The sequence below is a fragment of the Pseudomonas zanjanensis genome, from assembly GCF_014268745.2.
GTDB lineage: Bacteria > Pseudomonadota > Gammaproteobacteria > Pseudomonadales > Pseudomonadaceae > Aquipseudomonas > Aquipseudomonas zanjanensis.
This window is the reverse complement of record NZ_JABWRB020000001.1, coordinates 1,830,493-1,849,255: the sequence shown is the minus strand read 5'-3', so window position 1 is coordinate 1,849,255 and position 18,763 is coordinate 1,830,493. Positions and strand designations below refer to the sequence as shown.

Genomic DNA, 18,763 nt, shown 5'->3' with positions numbered 1-18,763 from the left:
GCTGCATGCGATCTGCCTGATGCCACGCGGTGCTTGGTTTTGGGGCTGCTGCGCAGCCCAGCGGGAGCAAGCTCCCTCGCCACAAAGGCGGTTAGGTTGAGGACAAAACCCTATGGCCCTCCCACTGGGTTCTCGAGTGGCCACAAGGTTTTTGTCCACCGCCAATTTCAGTGTGGGAGCGAGCTTGCTCGCGATAGCGATGGGTCAGTTGGCGGTGATGTCGGCTGGGCAACCGTCATCGCGAGCAAGCTCGGCTCCCACAGGGGACTTGGGTGTTTCCAGACCTGATGCCGAGCACTCAACCCCGTGGCGAGGGAGCTTGCTCCCGCTGGGCTGCGAAGCGGCCCCAATAAGCTGCATGCGATCAGCCTGGCGCCACGCGGTGCTTGGTTTTGGGGCTGCTGCGCAGCCCAGCGGGAGCAAGCTCCCTCGCCACAAAGGCAGTTTGGTTGAGGCTACAAAACCCTATGGCCCTCCCACCGGGTTCTCGGGTGGTCACAAGGTTTGTGTTCACCACCCACTCCAGTGTGGGAGCGAGCTTGCTCGCGATGAGGCTTCAGCTTCGGCGTGCCTTTATTGGTGTTGCACCTGCACCATCGAGCTCACCTGCACCCGCGCCTGCATCTGTTCCGCCCCGCCACCCCGGCGCATGCCGCGGACCGGGCAGGCGTCGAGGTAGTCCAGGCCGACCGCCAGTTTCAGGTGGCGGTCTGGAAGGGTCAGGCGGTTGGTCACGTCGAAGCTGTACCAGCCGTCGTCGAGCCAGGCTTCCGCCCAGGCGTGGCTCGCCAGGTGGCTTTCATCCTCGGTGCACAAGTAGCCGGATACATAACGCGCGGGAACGCCCAGGCTGCGGGCGCAGGCCAGGAAGGCGTGGGTGTGGTCCTGGCAAACCCCCGTTCCACCGGCAAACGCCTCGGCGGCGGTGCTGTTGACCGCCGTCGTGCCGGGGCTGTAGGGCATCCGCGCGGCCAGGCCGTTCATCAGATCGGTCAAGGCCGAACGATCCCGTCGCCCTGCGCATTGCTCGACGGCGAAGGCGCTGAGGGTCTCGTCCGCCTCGGTGAGACGGCTGGTGCGCAAGAACGGTAGCGGCGACTGGCTGTCCGGCTCCATCGCTATCGACTGATGGATTTCCACCTCGCCATAAGCCGTCAAGACCAAGGCACCGTGGGGTTCGTCCATGGTCATGACGTGAAGGATGTTGCCGTAAGGATCAAGCTGGCTGCGCACCAGTCGCGGCAGCTCCAAGTGCCACTCCAGGATGCGCTGGCGCTGGGTGTCCCGAGGCGTCAGGCGCAGGAACTGGATGCTGGTGCAGACTTCATCGGCGTAGCTGTAGGTGGTGTCGTGGCGTATGGACAGTTTCATACGACCTCCAGGTAAGACTCATGGACTGTCTGGCCCAAGTGGCGAATTTGTCCGATCAGGTCCGTCAGCCATTGATGCAGGCCCGAGGCCAGGATCTCGTCGATTCCGGAATAACGCAGTCGCGCATTCAGCTCGGCGGCCAGGCGTTGCGCTGGCCGGCCGTTGTTGCCCGGCAAACTGGCGAGGATATGGTCCAGTTCCTCGATACAGGCATGCAGCGAACGCGGGACGTCGGCCCGCAACAGCAGCATCTCGGACACCTGCTCGGCATTGGGCGCGTTGCGATAGATCTCGTTGAACGCCTCGAACGAAGACAACGCCCTCAGCAAGGCACTCCACTGGTAATAACCACGGGCCGAGTTGTCACTGACCTCCTCCGACTCCTCGCCGAACATCTCGTAGCGAGCATCCAGCAGGCGCAGGGTGTTGTCGGCCCGTTCGATAAAGGTCCCCAGGCGAATGAAACAGTAGGCATCGTTGCGCATGATGGTGCCCGACGTCGCGCCCCGGAACAGGTGCGAGCGCTCCTTGACCCACTCGCAGAAATGGCTGATGCCGTAGCGCCCCAGGCCGTTGCTGGCGATGTTGCGCATTTCCAGCCAGGTGGCGTTGATGTTCTCCCACATATCGGCAGTGATGCGTCCGCGCACCGCATGGGCATTGGTCCGCGCGGCGCGCAGGCAGCTGTAGATACTGCCGGGGTTGGTTTCATCCAGGGCAAAGAAATGCAGCATGCGCTCGGTGTTGAGCGCGTCATAACGGGCGTTGTAGTCATCCAGCGTGCCGGCCGCCAGCAGCGACATCGCCAACTCGGCATGACCATCGCTGCGCCCGGCCTGGGGCATCAGCGACAGCGAATAGCTGACTTCGAGCATGCGCGCCAGGTTCTCGGCGCGCTCCAGGTAGCGGGACATCCAATAGAGGTCCGAAGCAGTTCTTGAAAGCATGTCTTAGTCCTCCACTACCCAAGTGTCTTTGGTGCCGCCGCCCTGGGACGAGTTCACCACCAGCGAGCCCTCGCGCAGCGCCACACGGGTCAGCCCGCCGGGCACCAGGCGCGTTTCCTTGCCCGACAGCACGAACGGACGCAAGTCGATATGGCGCGGCGCAATACCGCTCTCGACAAAGGTCGGACACGTGGACAGGCTCAAGGTCGGCTGGGCGATGTAGGCTTCGGGACGGGCCTTGAGACGCGCGCGGAAATCCTCGATTTCCGCGGCAGTGGCGGCCGGCCCGACCAGCATGCCGTAGCCGCCGGAGCCCTGGGTTTCCTTAACCACCAGGTCCGGCAGGTTGGCCAGTACATGGGACAGGTCCTGGGGCTTGCGGCATTGCCAGGTGGGCACGTTCTTCAGGATCGGCTCTTCGGTGAGGTAGAAGCGGATCATTTCGTCGACGTAGGGGTAGATCGACTTGTCATCAGCCACGCCCGTGCCGACCGCATTCGCCAGTACCACGTTGCCGGCACGGTACACGGCGATCAGCCCGGGCACGCCCAGCATCGAATCGGGGTTGAATGACAGTGGGTCGAGGTAGGCATCGTCGAGGCGACGATAAATCACATCCACCTGCCGGGGGCCAGCGGTGGTGCGCATGTACACGTGGTCGTCGCGCACGAACAGGTCGGCCCCCTCCACCAGCTCCACGCCCATTTCACGGGCCAGGAACGCGTGCTCGAAATAGGCGCTGTTGAAGCGTCCCGGGGTCAACACCACGGCGGTAGGGTTTTCCAGTGGGCTCGAGGTCTTGAGGGTATCGAGCAGCAGGTTCGGGTAATGATCGATGGGCGCCACGCGCTGGGCGGCGAAGAGTTCGGGGAACAGGCGCATCATCATCTTGCGGTCTTCGAGCATGTAGCTCACGCCGCTGGGGGTGCGCAGGTTGTCTTCCAGCACGTAGTAGCTGCCGTCACCGTCGCGAACCAGGTCGACACCGGCGATATGGGCATAGATGCCCCGATGCAGGTCCAGGCCCTGCATCGCGATCTGGTAACCCTCGTTGGCGAGCACTTGCTCGGCCGGAATGATGCCTTCCTTGAGGATGTGTTGACCATGGTAGATGTCGGCCAGGAACATGTTCAGGGCCTGGACCCGCTGGATGCAGCCACGCTCGACCATTTGCCATTCACTGGCCTTGATGCTGCGCGGGATGATGTCGAACGGAATCAACCGTTCAGTGCCCTGCTCGTCGCCATAGAGGGTGAAAGTGATACCGGCGCGATGGAACAGCAGGTCGGCTTCGCGGCGGCGTTGCTCCAACAGCTCCAGCGGCGTGTCCGCCAGCCAGCGCGAGAAGGCTTGGTAGTGCGGGCGGCAGTCACCCTGGGCGTCATACATTTCATTAAAAAAAGCGTGGGGCATAGCCAACTCCCTGCCGCGTTCTACACGGCATTTCTTATCACTTCGTCATTCCGACGGTTCGGCCTTGCCTTGCTTTGAGCCCTGCTTTATCGAGTGCGGTCCTGGGATTCCCCTCTGTTTCTTCATGGATGGTGTGTCCTGGCCTGGGAGGCCGGCTTTTCAATGCTTAGCAAAGGGTGTGCCTAAGCGTCACGGCGTCAGGCTCTGGATAGAAAAAGTATTGCAAAACCACTAAAAGGCGAAATTATTTTTCGATCTGGCGACATCAATGACCATAAATGCTGGCGCCCTTTCTCTCGAACGCGGCTTGAACGGCTCTTGAGCGGGTGGAATGGGACAGCCGTGCCCCACAAGGGGGGAAGTTTTTACTCATTCATCCATGGCTAACCGCGCTCATCCCCAGACGACGAAAACCTGAGCGCACTGCAACGTTGCAGGAAAATGCACGGATTCATACCCCTCGCCCCACCTTGAAGCAGCACGGCCGTTCACCTCAAGTAAACGCAGCCTCGACGCTGGCGACGATCATCGCCAGATCAGTGGGCAGGTAACCTCGCTTGACCGCCAGGTTTTCCTCATGGCCTCGCGCGCTCCAGGTAGGCAATTCGGCCACCGGGATACGCTGGTAGAGACGGTTGGTATTGGTCGCCCCGGTCCATTTGGTCGTTCGCGCGATCTGCTGGTTGCCGGCGTCTTCGATGAATCGAGTGCGCATCCCCAGCAAGGCCGCGGCATCCATCGCACCGCTGCGCATGCCCAGGTGCACCAATTTGCAGTTCCATTCGGCACTTTTCATGCGCAGGAAAATGGCATATTCGGCAGCACGGTTGGGCCCGATGATCTTCTGGTTGGGGTTGCCGTTGTCCAGCTTCCAATACTCACCCCAGACCTGAAGATTGTCCCGGGACACCGCCCCCGCATCCTGGTCGAGTTTATTCAGGTGGGTCGTCAGCTTCGCGTTGAGGTCCCGGTTGGTCCTCGGGCGTCCGACCACGATGACGTTCCGCCCTTTTTTCAACAACTGGTGACACACCTGCCCCAACCCCGTCCAACTGTCGTCCAGCTCCGGATGGGCACCCCCGTCCTTGCCGCTGAAGCGGGTCCAGACAATGACGTAGCTCTGGCCCTTGACCACCCCTTTGAGCCCCAGGAACTTGTCGAGGCGATACGCCCAGTAGCGATTGGCATTGGGATCGACATTGTCCCACTGGGCGATGCTGCCCTTGCCGTCGCCATTGAGCACTGACGCAGCCACATCGGTGGTGGCGCCACCCACCGGGCACAGTTTTGCACCCTTGGCGACGCCGGCCAGGAATGCCAGTGCCGCATCGGTGAAGGGCGGCAGTGCACTTTTATTGATCCTGGCGTCGACCACCAGGCGACAGGTTTCGCAGGCAGCCTTGGCATCGGTGACCAACACCGGCAGCAACCGAGCGGCCTTTACCCCACAGGAAGTGCCATAGAACTTGACCAACCGCTTGGCCGCCGTCTCGTCAGCGGCCGCGTAGAACAGGATCAGCTGTGAGGTGAGGTCATGGCGCAACGCCGCGCCGACAGCGAACTGATCACCCGACATGTACGCGCCCTGGTAGTAATAGGTGCACTTCTGGGCGACGAATTGCGCCGGTGTGTTGTTCCGCGCATCGGTGAACAGCGAGTCACCCTTGGTATTCGCCTCGTCCAGCATGTCGTGGTATTTGCGTTTGTCCTGGCCCCGTAAATAAAGCGCCAGGGCCTCCAGACACTGGTTGATGCTTTGATTGGCCTGGGCCGGTGGAGTAGCCCCCACCCGCCACTCGAGGGGAAAGGCTTGATCGGGCTGGGCCAGCGCCTGGACGGCCGCCTGGGTTGTCAGAAAGCGAACCTTCAGGTCGTTACCCAGGAAACGCTTGATGAGGGCTTCGTGGGGTTTGAGCGTCACGTAGGTTGGGCTCAACAATGACCAGACGGTAATTGAAACATCGGCGATTTCGAAGGGCATCCTTCCTCCCCAGGACACGTTGCAGGGCTATCCAAAAACATTCGAGTGTCCGCGCACAAAGCGTAGACCAATTCTTTCGGGGTCGCGGGCGAGCTGCCTTCGGTCGCCTCCCGAACACAAACCTGTTGTAGGGATTTGCGCACTCAGTATTATGGTATACCATCATACGCACACACTTGTTCACCCAATGACGGAGCAGCCCATGAGTTTCGAAATTCGCAAGATCGTCAGCTATGTCGAAGAGACATTCATCGAAGGCGGCAAAGCCACCGACAAACCGGTGACCATGGTCGGGCTGGCGGTCGTCATGAAGAATCCTTGGCTGGGCCGCGGTTTCGTCGAAGACCTGAAACCGGAGATCCGCGCCAACTGCTCCGATCTCGGTGCACTGATGGTCGAGCGCCTGGTAGGCATCATCGGCGGCGCCGAGAAAATCGAAGCGTATGGCAAGGCCGCGGTGGTCGGTGCCGACGGCGAAATCGAGCACGCCTCCGCCGTGATCCACACCCTGCGCTTCGGCAACCACTACCGCGAAGCGGTCAAGGCCAAGAGCTACCTGAGCTTCACCAACAAGCGCGGCGGCCCTGGCACCTCGATCCAGATCCCGATGATGCACAAGGACGACGAAGGCCTGCGCTCGCACTACATCACCCTGGAAATGCAAATTGAAGACGCCCCGCGCGCCGACGAAATCGTCGTGGTGCTGGGCTGCGCCGATGGCGGCCGCCTGCACCCGCGCATCGGTAACCGTTACATCGACCTGGAAGAACTGGCCGCCGAGAATGCGCAGTGATCCAGCTTGGGCAACCACAATAAAAAAGCCATGCAGGAGCGCTCCATGATTCGGCTCACCGCTGAACTCACCCCGGCCGGCACCAGCTACCTGGCCACCGGCCAAGGCCAACCCGTGGTCTTGATCCATGGCGTGGGCCTGAACAAAGAAATGTGGGGCGGCCAGGTCGTTGGCCTGGCCACGCAATACCAGGTGATTGCCTACGACATGCTCGGCCATGGCGCCAGCCCGCGCCCCCCCAGCGGTACCGCGTTGCTGGGCTACGCCGACCAGTTGCTGGAGCTGCTCGATCACTTGCAACTGCCCCAGGCGACGGTGATCGGTTTTTCCATGGGTGGCTTGGTGGCCCGGGCGTTTGCCTTGCATTACCCGCAGCGCCTGCAAGGCCTGGTGGTACTCAACAGCGTGTTCAACCGCAGCGCCGAACAGCGCGCCGGCGTCATCGCCCGCACCGCCCAGGCCGCCGAGCATGGGCCGGACGCCAATGCCGAGGCGGCGCTGTCGCGCTGGTTCAGCCGTGAATACCAGGCCGCCAACCCGGCGCAGATCGCCGCGCTGCGCCAGACCCTGGCAGGGAATGACCCGCAGGGTTACCTGACCACCTATGAGCTGTTCGCCACCCAGGACATGTACCGCGCCGATGACCTGGGCAATATCCAGGTTCCAACGCTGATCGCCACCGGTGAACTGGACCCCGGCTCGACGCCGGAAATGGCCCGGCAGCTGGCCGAGCGCATTCCCGGCGCCAGTGTTGCGGTGCTCGCCGAACAGCGGCATATGATGCCGGTAGAGTCACCGCGCCTGGTCAACCAGTTGTTGCTGGAATTCCTCGACACGGCAAGCGCCCGACAAAACCAAATAAAGGGGATCGTTGCATGACACTCGCACGTTTTTCGATGTGCATCGGCGGTGAATGGGTCGATGCCTTGTCCGGCAAGACCTTCGAAAGCCTGAACCCGGCCCTGGCCCAACCCTGGGCCGAGTTGCCTGACGCCGGCGAAGCCGATGTGGACCGCGCCGTCCAGGCAGCACAAAGCGCTTTCGACAGCCCGGCCTGGCGCGGGCTGACCGCCACCGCCCGTGGCAAATTGCTGCGTCGTCTCGGTGACCTGATCGCCGAAAACAAAGAACAATTGGCCCAGTTGGAAAGCCGCGACAACGGCAAACTGATTCGCGAAACCCGCGGCCAGGTCGGCTATCTGCCGGAGTTCTTCCACTACACCGCTGGCCTGGCCGACAAGCTCGAAGGCGGTACCCTGCCCCTCGATAAGCCGGACATGTTTGCCTATACGGTGCACGAAGCCATGGGCGTGGTGGCGGCGATCATTCCCTGGAACAGCCCGCTGTACCTCACCGCAATCAAACTGGCGCCGGCCCTCGCGGCAGGCAATACCATTGTGATCAAACCGTCCGAGCACGCCTCGGCAACCATTCTTGAGCTGGCTCGCCTGGCCCTGGAAGCCGGGATCCCGCCGGGCGTAGTCAACGTCATCACCGGCTACGGCCCGAGCATCGGCGCCGCCCTCACCCGCCATCCGCTGGTGCGCAAGATCGCCTTCACCGGCGGCGCGGCCACGGCCCGCCATGTGGTGCGCAGCAGCGCCGAGAACTTCGCCAAGCTTTCGCTGGAGCTGGGCGGCAAATCACCGAATATCATTTTCGCCGACGCCGACCTGGACAGTGCAATCAACGGGGCAATCGCCGGGGTTTATGCGGCATCCGGTCAAAGCTGCGTCTCTGGCTCACGGTTGCTGGTGCAGGACGAGATCTACGATGAGTTCGTCTCGCGGCTGGTCGAGCGCGCCCAGCGCATCCGCATCGGCAATCCTCAGGAAGACGCCAGTGAAATGGGCCCCATGGCCACCGCGCAGCAACTGGCCGTAGTCGAGGGCCTGGTGGCCGACGCGATTGCCGAAGGTGCGCGCCTGCGCTTGGGCGGCAAGCGTCCGCCGAACCTGGGCGACGGCTGGTTCTATGAACCGACGCTGTTCGAATGCGACCGCAACTCGATGAAGATCATGCAGGAAGAAGTCTTCGGCCCGGTGGCCTCGGTGATTCGTTTCAAGGACGAAGCCGAGGCCTTGGCGATCGCCAACGACTCGCAGTTCGGCCTCGCCGCCGGCATCTGGACCCGCGACCTGGGCCGCGCCCATCGCCTTGCCCGGGATGTGCGCTCCGGGATCATCTGGGTCAACACTTATCGCGCGGTGTCGGCCATGGCGCCCATCGGTGGTTTCAAGAACAGCGGCTATGGACGCGAGAGCGGCATCGATTCGGTGCTGGCCTATACCGAACTGAAAACGGTGTGGATCAACCTGTCCCAGGCGCCCATGCCTGATCCGTTCGTGATGCGCTAGGAGTCCTGAGAAATGATCGAACCCGGCATCTACAAAGAAGTCATGAGCTCCTTCCCGTCCGGCGTCACGGTGGTCACCACCCTGGACCCTGAGGGCAATATCGTCGGCATCACCGCCAGCGCGTTCAGCGCGCTGTCGATCGACCCAGCGCTGGTACTGTTCTGCCCCAACTATGCGTCTGACACCTACCCGGTGCTGCGCGACAGCAAGCAGTTCGCGATCCACCTGCTGTCCGCCGACCAGACCGCCGAAGCCTACGCCTTTGCCGGTAAAGGCAAGGACAAGGCCAAGGGCATCGATTGGCACCTGAGCGAGCTGGGCAATCCGTTGCTGGGCAAAGCCACGGCCATCATCGAATGCGAGCTGTGGCGCGAATACGATGGCGGCGACCACGCGATCATCGTCGGCGCGGTGAAGAACCTGATCCTGCCCGCGCAGCCGGTGACGCCGATGATCTACCACAAGGGCAAGCTGGGGCCACTGCCCGCGCTGGCCTGATGACCATACACATCCCCCTTGTGGGAGCGAGCCTGCTCGCGATTGCGGTGCGACAGTCGAAATTGATCTGCCTGACACACCGCTATCGCGAGCAGGCTCGCTCCCACAGGTTCAGCACTTTTTTCAGGGAGCCCGCATGAGCAATGACAAATACGAACAAGGCCTGAAGATCCGCACCCAGGTGCTGGGCCAGGACTACGTCAACCGTTCCATCGAGAACGCCGATGATTTCTCCCGGCCGCTGCAGGAAATGGTCACCGAGTATTGCTGGGGTCATGTCTGGGGTCGCGAGGGTTTATCGCTCAAGGAGCGCAGCATGATCAACCTGGCGATGATCTCCGCCCTCAATCGCCCACACGAACTCAAGCTGCATGTGCGTGGCGCCTTGCGTAACGGCTTGAGTCGTGAGCAAATACGCGAAATTCTGCTTCAGGTCGGTATCTATTGCGGCGTTCCCGCTGCCGTGGACAGTTTCCGGCTTGCCCGTGAAGCCTTCGCCGAAGCCGATGCCGAGGCCTCCAGTCAACCCTCGGCTGTTTGATCTGAACGTGCACGGATGTTGCCCGTTTGGCATGGACAGCCATATTACAGAGCGGACCCCATGAAACGCCTGCCACTCGACGACAGCTTCAAGGTCAATCGCAACCCCGTTACCCTGCGCGAGATCGTGCTGGATAAATTGCGAAGCGCCATCATGAACTTCCAGCTCCTGCCGGGCGATCGCCTGGTCGAACGGGATCTGTGCGATCGCCTGGGCGTGAGCCGCACGTCGGTGCGTGAAGCCTTGCGCCACCTGGAATCCGAAGGTCTGGTGGAGTTTGCCGATGCCAAGGGCCCACGGGTCGCCATCATCACGTTGGCCGATGCCGTGGACATCTATGAACTGCGTTGCGTGCTCGAAGGCCTGATCGTCCAACTGTTCACCCTGCGCGCCAAGGCCAAGGACATCAAGGCCCTGGAGAAAGCCCTCGAGGAAAACCGCAAGGCCCTCAAGGAAGGTGAGCTGCAACAGGTCATCGATTCGGTGCAAGGCTTCTACGACGTGTTGCTCGAAGGCTCCGGCAACCACGTGGCCGCCACCCAGTTGCGCCAGTTGCAGGCGCGCATCAGCTATCTGCGGGCGACCTCGGTGTCCCAGGAAAACCGTCGCGGCAGCAGCAACCAGGAAATGGAACGCATGGTCGAGGCGATCAAGAGCGGCGACCCCCTGGCCGCCCACCAGGCCTGCGTCGACCACGTGCGCGCCGCTGCCAAGGTCGCCCTGGATTACCTCAAGCGCCAACAGGAAGAGACCGGTGAAATCCCCGAAATCATCCCGCCCATCGCCCTCAAAGAACCGCGCATAGGTCGCTAGCCATGTTCAGCCCGAGCTTTTGTCCAAAGTGCGGCGGCAGTGACCTCGATCACCGCCTGCCAGCGGGCGATACCCATGAGCGACTGATGTGTGGTGGTTGCGGCTACATCCACTACGTCAACCCGAAGATCATTGCCGGCTGCATCATCGAGCAGGACGGCAAGTACCTGCTGTGCCAGCGCGCCATCCCGCCGCGCCCGGGCACCTGGACGCTGCCGGCCGGCTTCATGGAAGGCAACGAGACCACTGAACAGGCGGCACTGCGGGAAGTCTGGGAAGAGACCGGCGTACGCGCTGAAATCGTCTCGCCCTACTCGATCTTCAGCGTGCCGAAGATCAGCGAGGTGTACATCATCTTCCGCGCCATCGCGCTGGAGATCACCGGCCAGTTCGGCCCGGAAACCCTCGCCTGCCAGTTCTTCGCCCCTGAAGACATTCCCTGGGACAGCATCTATTACCCGGCCATCCGGCAGATCCTCGAACGTTATATCGAGGAACGCCAGGCCGGGGTCTATGGCATCTACATGGGCAACGACGACAGCGGCAAGATTCATTTCATCCGCTGACGCTCCTGTAGGAGCTGGCGAAGCCTGCGATCTTTTGATCTTGATCTTGGTCTTTCGCTTGAGACTCAACTGTCTGGGACAAGATCGCAGCCTCGTTGCACTCGACAGCTCCTACAGTGGAATCACACCCTCGACAATGATCACCTCGGCCCGGGCCACGCCTTCACGGTGCGTCTTGGCTTCCTGATACTGCGCCGAGTGATAGCAGGCCAGCGCCTGTTCGTAGGAATCGAACTCGATCACCACACTGCGCTGCGGCCTGGCCCTGCCCTCCATCGCTTCGCTGCGCCCGCCCCGGGCCAACATCCGACCGCCATACAAGGCGAACGCCGCCGGCGCCCGTTGGGTGTATTGGCTGTATTGATCGGGGTCGGTGACATCCACATGAGCAATCCAGTACGCCTTCATAGTGACCCCTCGGTTTGTTTTGTATTATGGTATACCACAACATCGTTCCAGCAAGCCCCTCAAAACAAAGAGAGCCCGACATGGCCTTTAACAACATTCAGGAAATCATCGAAGACTACCGCCTGGGCAAGATGGTGTTGCTGGTGGATGACGAAGATCGGGAAAACGAAGGTGACCTGCTGCTGGCCGCCGACTGTTGCAATGCCCAGGCCATCAGCTTCATGGCGCGCGAAGCCCGGGGGCTGATCTGCCTGACGTTGACCGATGAGCACTGCCAGCGCCTGGGACTTGAGCAAATGGTACCGAGCAACGGCAGTGTGTTCAGCACCGCGTTTACGGTGTCCATCGAGGCTGCCAGCGGCGTGACCACTGGCATTTCCGCTGCCGACCGGGCGCGCACCGTCGCCGCCGCCGTGGCCGTCGATGCGGGGCCCAACGACATTGTGCAGCCGGGGCATATCTTCCCGCTGCGGGCCAAGGAAGGCGGCGTGCTCACCCGGGCCGGGCACACCGAAGCCGGTTGCGACCTGGCGCGTCTTGCGGGTTTCACCCCGGCCTCGGTGATCGTCGAGGTGATGAATGATGACGGCACCATGGCCCGCCGCCCGGATCTGGAGATTTTCGCTCGCAAGCACGGCATCAAGATCGGCACCATCGCCGACCTGATCCACTACCGCCTGAGCACCGAGCACACGGTGGTGCGCATCGGTGAACGGGAACTGCCGACGGTGCATGGCACCTTCCGCTTGTTCACCTTCGAAGACCGCATCGAAGGCGGCGTGCACATGGCGATGGTCATGGGCGATATCCGTCGGGAAGAACCGGCCCTGGTGCGGGTGCATGTGATCGATCCACTGCGGGACCTGGTGGGTGCCGAATACAACGGCCCGTCCAATTGGACGTTGTGGGCGGCCCTGCAGCGGGTGGCGGAGGAAGGTTGCGGCGTGGTGGTCGTGCTGGCCAATCACGAGTCGTCCCAGGCGCTGCTCGAGCGCGTACCGCAACTGACCCAGCCACCACGACAGTTCAGTCGGTCGCAATCGCGCATCTATTCTGAAGTGGGCACCGGCGCGCAAATTCTCCAGGATCTGGGCGTCGGTAAATTGCGGCACCTGGGACCACCGCTCAAGTATGCGGGGTTGACCGGCTATGACTTGGAAGTGGTGGAAAGTATCCCCTTCGAGGGATAACCCGAGGCTGAACAAAATCCCACAAAAGATCACGAAAAACCTAGGCAGACAGATAGCCGGTACAGCAAAACCCTTGCAGAAAGTTTGGAATACCATAATATGATATTCCATAGACCGAGTGCTTCAGCCAACCGTTGGCACGGTCCCCCGCAAGGCCAGTTGAACCAATGCTCCCGATAAGTGGGCGAACAAAAGCCCGCTCAATAAACACAACAATGAGGGCGTGAAAATGGTGTTGAAGAAACGTGCAGCCGCAATTTTTTTTGCTGGCCTACTGAGTATCACCAGCCAGGCGACGATGGCCGCTGAAAGCGTCAACTTCGTCAGTTGGGGCGGCAGCACCCAGGACGCGCAGAAGCAGGCCTGGGCCGACCCATTCAGCAAGGCCAGCGGCATCACCGTGGTCCAGGATGGCCCCACCGACTACGGCAAGCTCAAGGCCATGGTCGAAAGCGGCAACGTGCAGTGGGACGTGGTCGACGTCGAGGCGGACTTCGCCTTGCGCGCCGCAGCCGAAGGCCTGCTCGAACCCCTCGATTTCTCGGTCATCCAACGCGACAAGATCGACCCGCGTTTCGTCTCCGACCACGGTGTCGGCTCGTTCTACTTCTCGTTCGTGCTCGGCTACAACGAAGGCAAGCTCGGTTCCGGCAAGCCCCAGGACTGGTCCGCGCTGTTCGACACCAAAACCTACCCTGGCAAACGCGCCCTCTACAAATGGCCGAGCCCCGGCGTGCTTGAGTTGGCCCTGCTGGCCGATGGCGTGTCTCAGGACAAGCTCTATCCGTTGGACCTGGACCGTGCTTTCAAGAAACTCGACACCATCAAGAAAGACATCGTCTGGTGGGGCGGCGGCGCCCAGTCCCAGCAGTTGCTCGCGTCCGGCGAAGCCAGCATCGGCCAGTTCTGGAATGGCCGGATCTACGCCTTGCAACAAGACGGCGCTCCGGTCGGCGTAAGCTGGAAGCAGAACCTGGTCATGGCCGATATCCTGGTCATTCCAAAGGGCTCGAAAAACAAGGCCGCCGCCATGAAGTTCCTGGCCAACGCCAGCAGCGCCAAGGGCCAGGCCGATTTCTCCAACCTGACCGCCTACGCGCCGGTCAACGTCGACAGCGTCGCACGCCTGGATTCGGTGCTCGCCCCCAACTTGCCGACTGCCTACGCCAAGGATCAGATCACGCTTGATTTCGCGTACTGGGCCAAGAACGGTCAGGACATCGCGACACGGTGGAACGAATGGCTGGTCAAATAAAAATGTCGGCATCGGCAACCCAGCACACCGGGGGCGCCGCTGGCGCTGCCGGTGTGGCAACCGTCCCGGCCATTGCACCGCAAGCGCCGTCGCGGCTGCAGCGCTGGCGCGGGGCCGGTAACCTGCTCCCCGCCCTGCTGTTCCTCGGCCTGTTCTTCCTGGCGCCGCTGATCGGCCTGCTGCTGCGCGGTGTGCTGGAGCCGGTGCCCGGGTTGGGCAACTACGAGCAACTGTTCGCCAACTCGGCCTATGCCCGAGTGCTATTCAACACCTTTTCGGTGGCCGGGCTGGTGACGCTGTTCAGCCTGCTGCTGGGTTTCCCCCTGGCCTGGGCCATCACCCTGGTGCCCCGTGGCTGGGGGCGCTGGATGCTGAACATCGTGCTGCTGTCGATGTGGACCAGCCTGCTGGCCCGCACCTATTCCTGGCTGGTGCTGTTGCAGGCCTCCGGGGTAGTGAACAAGGCATTGATGGCCCTGGGCATCATCGACCAGCCGCTGGAGATGGTGCACAACCTCACCGGCGTGGTGATCGGCATGAGCTACATCATGATCCCGTTCATCGTCCTGCCGTTGCAGGCGACCATGCAGGCCATCGACCCGATGATCCTGCAGGCCGGCTCGATTTGCGGCGCCAGCCCGTGGACCAACTTCTTCCGGGTGTTCCTGCCGCTGTGCCGGCCGGGGTTGTTCTCGGGCGGGCTGATGGTGTTCGTGATGTCCCTCGGTTACTACGTTACCCCGGCACTGCTGGGCGGCGCGCAGAACATGATGCTGCCGGAATTCATCATCCAGCAGGTGCAGTCGTTCCTCAACTGGGGCCTGGCCAGTGCCGGCGCGGCCCTGTTGGTGGCGATCACCCTGGTGTTGTTCTACTTCTACCTGAAGCTCCAACCGGAATCCCCGGTGGGTGCCAGCAACGCGAGGTAAGCCGCCATGCTCCTGACTCCCAATGCCATGAGCCGGCGCATGCGGTTCGGCCTGTATTTCACCACTGGCGTGATCGCGTTGTTCCTGCTTCTGCCGATCGTGTTCATCGTGCTGTTGTCGTTCGGATCGTCCCAGTGGCTGGTCTTTCCACCACCAGGCTGGACGTTCAAGTGGTACGGCCAGTTCTTTTCCAACCCCGACTGGATGAGCGCGGCATTGACCAGCCTCAAGGTCGCGGTGCTGACCACCGTCTGCGCCGTAGCCCTGGGCTTGCCCACCGCGTTTGCCCTGGTACGTGGGCGCTTTCCGGGCCGGGAAATGCTCTATGGCCTGTTCACACTGCCAATGATCGTGCCGCTGGTGATCATCGCTGTGGCGGTGTACGCACTGTTCCTCAAGCTCGGTTACACCGGGACGATGTTCGCCTTTGTGGTCAGCCATGTGATCGTCGCGCTGCCGTTCACCATTATCTCGATCATCAACTCGCTCAAGCTGTTCGACCAATCCATCGAGGATGCGGCGGTGATTTGCGGTGCCTCACGCCTGCAAGCGGTGTTCAAAGTGACCTTCCCGGCCATTCGCCCGGGCATGGTCGCCGGCGCCTTGTTCGCGTTCCTGGTGTCGTGGGATGAGGTGGTGCTGAGCGTGATGATGGCCAGCCCGACCCTGCAAACCTTACCCGTCAAGATGTGGACCACCCTGCGCCAGGACCTGACGCCTGTGATTGCCGTCGCTTCGACGCTGCTGATCGGCCTCTCGGTATTGGTGATGGTGATCGCCGCCGCCCTGCGCCGGCGCAACGAAATCAGCGCCTGAGCGCCTAGGAGAACACGATGAGTGCCGTCAAAGACCCCGCACAACAGCACAACAAGACCCTGGTCAGCCTGCGCAACCTGAACAAGCACTACGGCGACTTTGCCGCCGTGGACGATATTTCCCTGGAGATCCAGGACGGCGAATTCCTGACTTTCCTCGGCTCCAGCGGCTCGGGCAAGAGCACCACCCTGTCGATGCTGGCCGGGTTCGAAACCCCCAGCAGCGGCGAGATCCTGGTGGGCGGCAAATCCCTGGTCAACGTACCGCCGCACAAACGCGACATCGGCATGGTGTTCCAGCGCTACTCACTGTTCCCGCACCTGTCGGTGCGCGACAACATTGCCTTTCCCCTGGCGATTCGCAAACTGGCCAGCGCCGAGCGCGAACGCCGGGTCGACGCCATGCTCAAGCTGGTGCAGCTGGGAGAGTTCGCCCATCGTCGCCCTTCGCAACTGTCCGGCGGCCAGCAACAGCGCGTGGCGATTGCCCGGGCACTGGTCTATGAACCGCGCATCCTGCTGATGGATGAGCCTCTTGGGGCCTTGGATAAAAAGCTCCGTGAAGACTTGCAGGACGAACTGCGCCAGTTGCACCGCCGGCTGGGCATCACCATCGTCTACGTCACCCATGACCAGGAAGAAGCCATGCGCCTGTCCCAGCGCATCGCCATTTTCAGCCACGGCAAAATCGTCGGCCTGGGCAGCGGCTATGACCTCTATCAGAACCCGCCGAACGCCTTTGTCGCGTCATTCCTGGGCAATTCCAACTTCCTCAAGCTCAAGGCCCAGGGCAATGCCGTGGCGAGTTTCGAAGGCCGATCGCTGTCGATCCGCCTGACCGCCGGCTTGCAAGCGGACCAGGACGTGCTGCTGATGGTGCGCCCGGAAAAAGCCCTCGCCCTGAGCGTCGAGCAAGCGGCCCAGGAACCCTTGGCGGCCGGTTGGAATGAAGTCTCGGCCAAGGTCGTCGAAGTGCTGTTCCTCGGTGAAAGCCAGACCTGCAGCGTGGTGACGTCCGGCGGCACGGCCATGACCGTCAAGGCGCTGTCCGCCGCCGGCATGCCACTCAAGGCTGGCGACCCGGTGTGCGTGCGCTGGGCAACCGCCGATGCGTGCGTCTACACCCAATGGGCCGAGAGCGACCTGAACAAAGCCGCGGGTGCCCATTGATGAACATCGCGCGCCCACAACCGCTACAGCCCGAGGATGGTCCGATGATCGATGCCAGCGTCTACAAACAAGTCATGGGCTCGTTCCCGTCCGGGGTGACGGTGATCACCACCCTCGATGACGACGGCCAGGTCGTCGGCCTCACCGCCAGTGCCTTCAGCTCATTGTCGATGGAACCGGCGCTGGTGTTGTTCTGCCCCAACTACAGCTCCGATTCCTACCCGGTGCTGATCAAGAACAAGCGCTTCGCCATCCATGTCCTTTCCGGCGGCCAACAGGACGAAGCCTATGCCTTCGCCCGCAAAGGCAAGGACAAGGCCCAGGGCATCGAATGGACCTTAAGCGAACTGGGTAACCCGCTGCTGAGCAACGCCACCGCCATCATCGAGTGTGAACTGTGGCGCGAATACGAAGGCGGCGACCACGCCATCATGGTCGGCGCCGTGAAGAACCTGATCGTGCCGCAGCACACACCGGGACCGCTGGTTTATTGCCACGGCAAGATGGGCGCCCTGCCCGTCCTCGCCTGAACCGATCGTCAACAAATAAGAGAAAGCGCCATGAAATTTTCCCTGTTCGTACACATGGAGCGCTGGGACGAAAGCGTCAGCCATCGCCAGCTGTTCGAAGACCTGAGCGAGTTGACCCTGTTGGCCGAGGCCGGCGGTTTCAGCACCGTCTGGATCGGCGAACATCACGCCATGGAATACACCATCTCGCCAAGCCCGATGCCGCTGCTGGCGTACCTGGCCGGCAAGACCACCACCATTCACCTGGGCGCTGGCACCATCATTGCGCCGTTCTGGCACCCGCTGCGAGTGGCCGGCGAATGCGCGCTGCTGGATGTCATCAGCAATGGCCGCATGGAAGTCGGCCTGGCCCGGGGCGCCTACCAGGTGGAGTTCGACCGCATGGCCGGCGGCATGCCGGCTTCCTCCGGCGGCCAGGCCCTGCGGGAAATGGTCCCGGTGGTGCGCGCCCTGTGGCAAGGCGACTACGCCCATGATGGCGAGATCTGGAAATTCCCCACCTCCACCTGCGTGCCCAAGCCAATCCGCAAGCCTCACCCGCCGATGTGGATCGCCGCCCGCGACCCGGACTCCCACAATTTCGCCGTCGCCAACGGCTGCAATGTGATGGTCACGCCATTGATGAAGGGCGACGAGGAAGTCCTGGACCTGAAGAACAAGTTCCAGGCCGCCCTGGACAACAACCCCGACGTGCCACGCCCACAATTGATGGTGCTGCGCCATACCCACGTACACGCAGTGGACGATCCCGAAGGCTGGAAAATCGGTGCCCAGGCGATTTCGAAGTTCTACCGCACCTTTGATGCCTGGTTCGGCAACAAGCAGGTGCCGGTCAACGGCTTCCTCGCGCCGAGCCCGGAAGAAAAATTCGCCGAACGTCCGGAATTCCAGCTGGAGAACATCCGCAAGAACACCATGATCGGCACACCGCAGCAAATCATCGAGCGGATCAAGTATTACCAGGAACTGGGAGTGGATGAGTTCAGCTTCTGGTGCGACAACAGCCTGCCCCATGCCGAGAAGAAAAAATCCCTGGAACTGTTCATCCAACAGGTGGTGCCGGCGTTTCGGTGATCCTGTGAGAGCGGGCTTGCTCGCGATGGCGTCGGGTCAGTCAAATCATCGTTAACTGACACTCCGCTTTCGCGAGCAGGCTCGCTCCCACAAAAGGGATCGGTGGTTACGC

The 18,763-nt window shown here is 61.9% G+C and carries 19 protein-coding genes; 14 read left to right on the top strand and 5 right to left on the bottom strand.

The window, feature by feature from the left end; all coding sequences use genetic code 11:
• Positions 1–573: 573 nt before the first annotated feature.
• The 4 genes from HU715_RS07765 to HU715_RS07750 form a co-directional block, all read right to left on the bottom strand.
• Positions 574–1,371, bottom strand: coding sequence for a transglutaminase family protein (locus HU715_RS07765; protein WP_186710444.1), 798 nt, complete (start codon positions 1,369–1,371; stop codon positions 574–576).
• Positions 1,368–2,318: an alpha-E domain-containing protein gene (locus HU715_RS07760; protein WP_003201699.1), complete on the bottom strand. Its 951-nt coding sequence runs from the start codon at positions 2,316–2,318 to the stop codon at positions 1,368–1,370. Before HU715_RS07760 ends, HU715_RS07765 begins: the two co-directional genes overlap by 4 nt.
• Before the next feature lie 3 nt (positions 2,319–2,321).
• A complete protein-coding gene (locus HU715_RS07755) occupies positions 2,322–3,731 on the bottom strand; it encodes a circularly permuted type 2 ATP-grasp protein (protein WP_186710447.1) in 1,410 nt (469 codons plus the stop codon).
• Between the two features lie 493 nt (positions 3,732–4,224).
• Entirely contained in the window at positions 4,225–5,712 is a 1,488-nt protein-coding gene (locus HU715_RS07750; protein ID WP_186710449.1) for a single stranded DNA-binding domain-containing protein, read from the bottom strand.
• Positions 5,713–5,914: 202 nt separating this feature from the next.
• Between HU715_RS07750 and HU715_RS07745 the strand changes: the two genes are divergently transcribed.
• The 7 genes from HU715_RS07745 to HU715_RS07715 all read left to right on the top strand — a co-directional run bounded on the left by HU715_RS07745 (position 5,915) and on the right by HU715_RS07715 (position 11,280).
• Positions 5,915–6,505, top strand: coding sequence for an amino acid synthesis family protein (locus HU715_RS07745; RefSeq protein ID WP_003182108.1), 591 nt, complete (start codon positions 5,915–5,917; stop codon positions 6,503–6,505).
• A 45-nt stretch (positions 6,506–6,550) separates the two neighbouring features.
• Complete coding sequence (locus tag HU715_RS07740; protein ID WP_186710451.1) at positions 6,551–7,384, top strand: alpha/beta fold hydrolase; 834 nt, start codon at positions 6,551–6,553, stop codon at positions 7,382–7,384.
• Positions 7,381–8,862, top strand: coding sequence for an aldehyde dehydrogenase (locus HU715_RS07735; protein WP_186710453.1), 1,482 nt, complete (start codon positions 7,381–7,383; stop codon positions 8,860–8,862). Before HU715_RS07740 ends, HU715_RS07735 begins: the two co-directional genes overlap by 4 nt.
• A 12-nt stretch (positions 8,863–8,874) precedes the next feature.
• On the top strand, positions 8,875–9,360 hold the full coding sequence (locus HU715_RS07730) for a flavin reductase family protein (protein WP_186710455.1): 486 nt from the start codon (positions 8,875–8,877) through the stop codon (positions 9,358–9,360).
• 136 nt (positions 9,361–9,496) lie between these two features.
• Positions 9,497–9,901, top strand: coding sequence for a carboxymuconolactone decarboxylase family protein (locus HU715_RS07725; RefSeq protein WP_186710457.1), 405 nt, complete (start codon positions 9,497–9,499; stop codon positions 9,899–9,901).
• A 60-nt stretch (positions 9,902–9,961) separates the two neighbouring features.
• Entirely contained in the window at positions 9,962–10,714 is a 753-nt protein-coding gene (locus HU715_RS07720) for a GntR family transcriptional regulator (protein ID WP_186710459.1), read from the top strand.
• Between the two features lie 2 nt (positions 10,715–10,716).
• A complete protein-coding gene (locus HU715_RS07715; protein WP_053125541.1) occupies positions 10,717–11,280 on the top strand; it encodes an NUDIX hydrolase in 564 nt (187 codons plus the stop codon).
• A 111-nt stretch (positions 11,281–11,391) separates the two neighbouring features.
• Here HU715_RS07715 and HU715_RS07710 read toward each other — a convergent pair whose 3' ends face one another.
• Positions 11,392–11,688 carry a DUF1330 domain-containing protein gene (locus tag HU715_RS07710; protein ID WP_186710460.1) on the bottom strand — a complete coding sequence of 99 codons (297 nt, stop codon included), beginning with the start codon at positions 11,686–11,688 and terminating at the stop codon, positions 11,392–11,394.
• A gap of 80 nt (positions 11,689–11,768) precedes the next feature.
• On the opposite strand from HU715_RS07710, the gene ribBA reads away from it, so the two are divergent.
• From ribBA to HU715_RS07675, 7 genes are all read left to right on the top strand, one after another.
• A complete protein-coding gene (ribBA, locus tag HU715_RS07705; RefSeq protein WP_186710461.1) occupies positions 11,769–12,878 on the top strand; it encodes a bifunctional 3,4-dihydroxy-2-butanone-4-phosphate synthase/GTP cyclohydrolase II in 1,110 nt (369 codons plus the stop codon).
• 229 nt (positions 12,879–13,107) lie between these two features.
• Complete coding sequence (locus HU715_RS07700; RefSeq protein ID WP_186710462.1) at positions 13,108–14,133, top strand: ABC transporter substrate-binding protein; 1,026 nt, start codon at positions 13,108–13,110, stop codon at positions 14,131–14,133.
• A gap of 2 nt (positions 14,134–14,135) precedes the next feature.
• The gene (locus HU715_RS07695; protein WP_189656379.1) at positions 14,136–15,062 is read left to right on the top strand and encodes an ABC transporter permease; all 927 of its coding nucleotides are present in this window, start codon (positions 14,136–14,138) and stop codon (positions 15,060–15,062) included.
• Between the two features lie 6 nt (positions 15,063–15,068).
• Positions 15,069–15,878 carry an ABC transporter permease gene (locus HU715_RS07690; RefSeq protein WP_030142570.1) on the top strand — a complete coding sequence of 270 codons (810 nt, stop codon included), beginning with the start codon at positions 15,069–15,071 and terminating at the stop codon, positions 15,876–15,878.
• Between the two features lie 17 nt (positions 15,879–15,895).
• Positions 15,896–17,047, top strand: coding sequence for an ABC transporter ATP-binding protein (locus HU715_RS07685; RefSeq protein WP_186710463.1), 1,152 nt, complete (start codon positions 15,896–15,898; stop codon positions 17,045–17,047).
• Positions 17,048–17,091: 44 nt separating this feature from the next.
• Positions 17,092–17,577, top strand: a complete 486-nt coding sequence (locus HU715_RS07680) for a flavin reductase family protein (RefSeq protein WP_186710474.1) — start codon at positions 17,092–17,094, stop codon at positions 17,575–17,577.
• Between the two features lie 30 nt (positions 17,578–17,607).
• The gene (locus HU715_RS07675; RefSeq protein WP_186710464.1) at positions 17,608–18,651 is read left to right on the top strand and encodes an LLM class flavin-dependent oxidoreductase; all 1,044 of its coding nucleotides are present in this window, start codon (positions 17,608–17,610) and stop codon (positions 18,649–18,651) included.
• Positions 18,652–18,763: the final 112 nt, after the last annotated feature.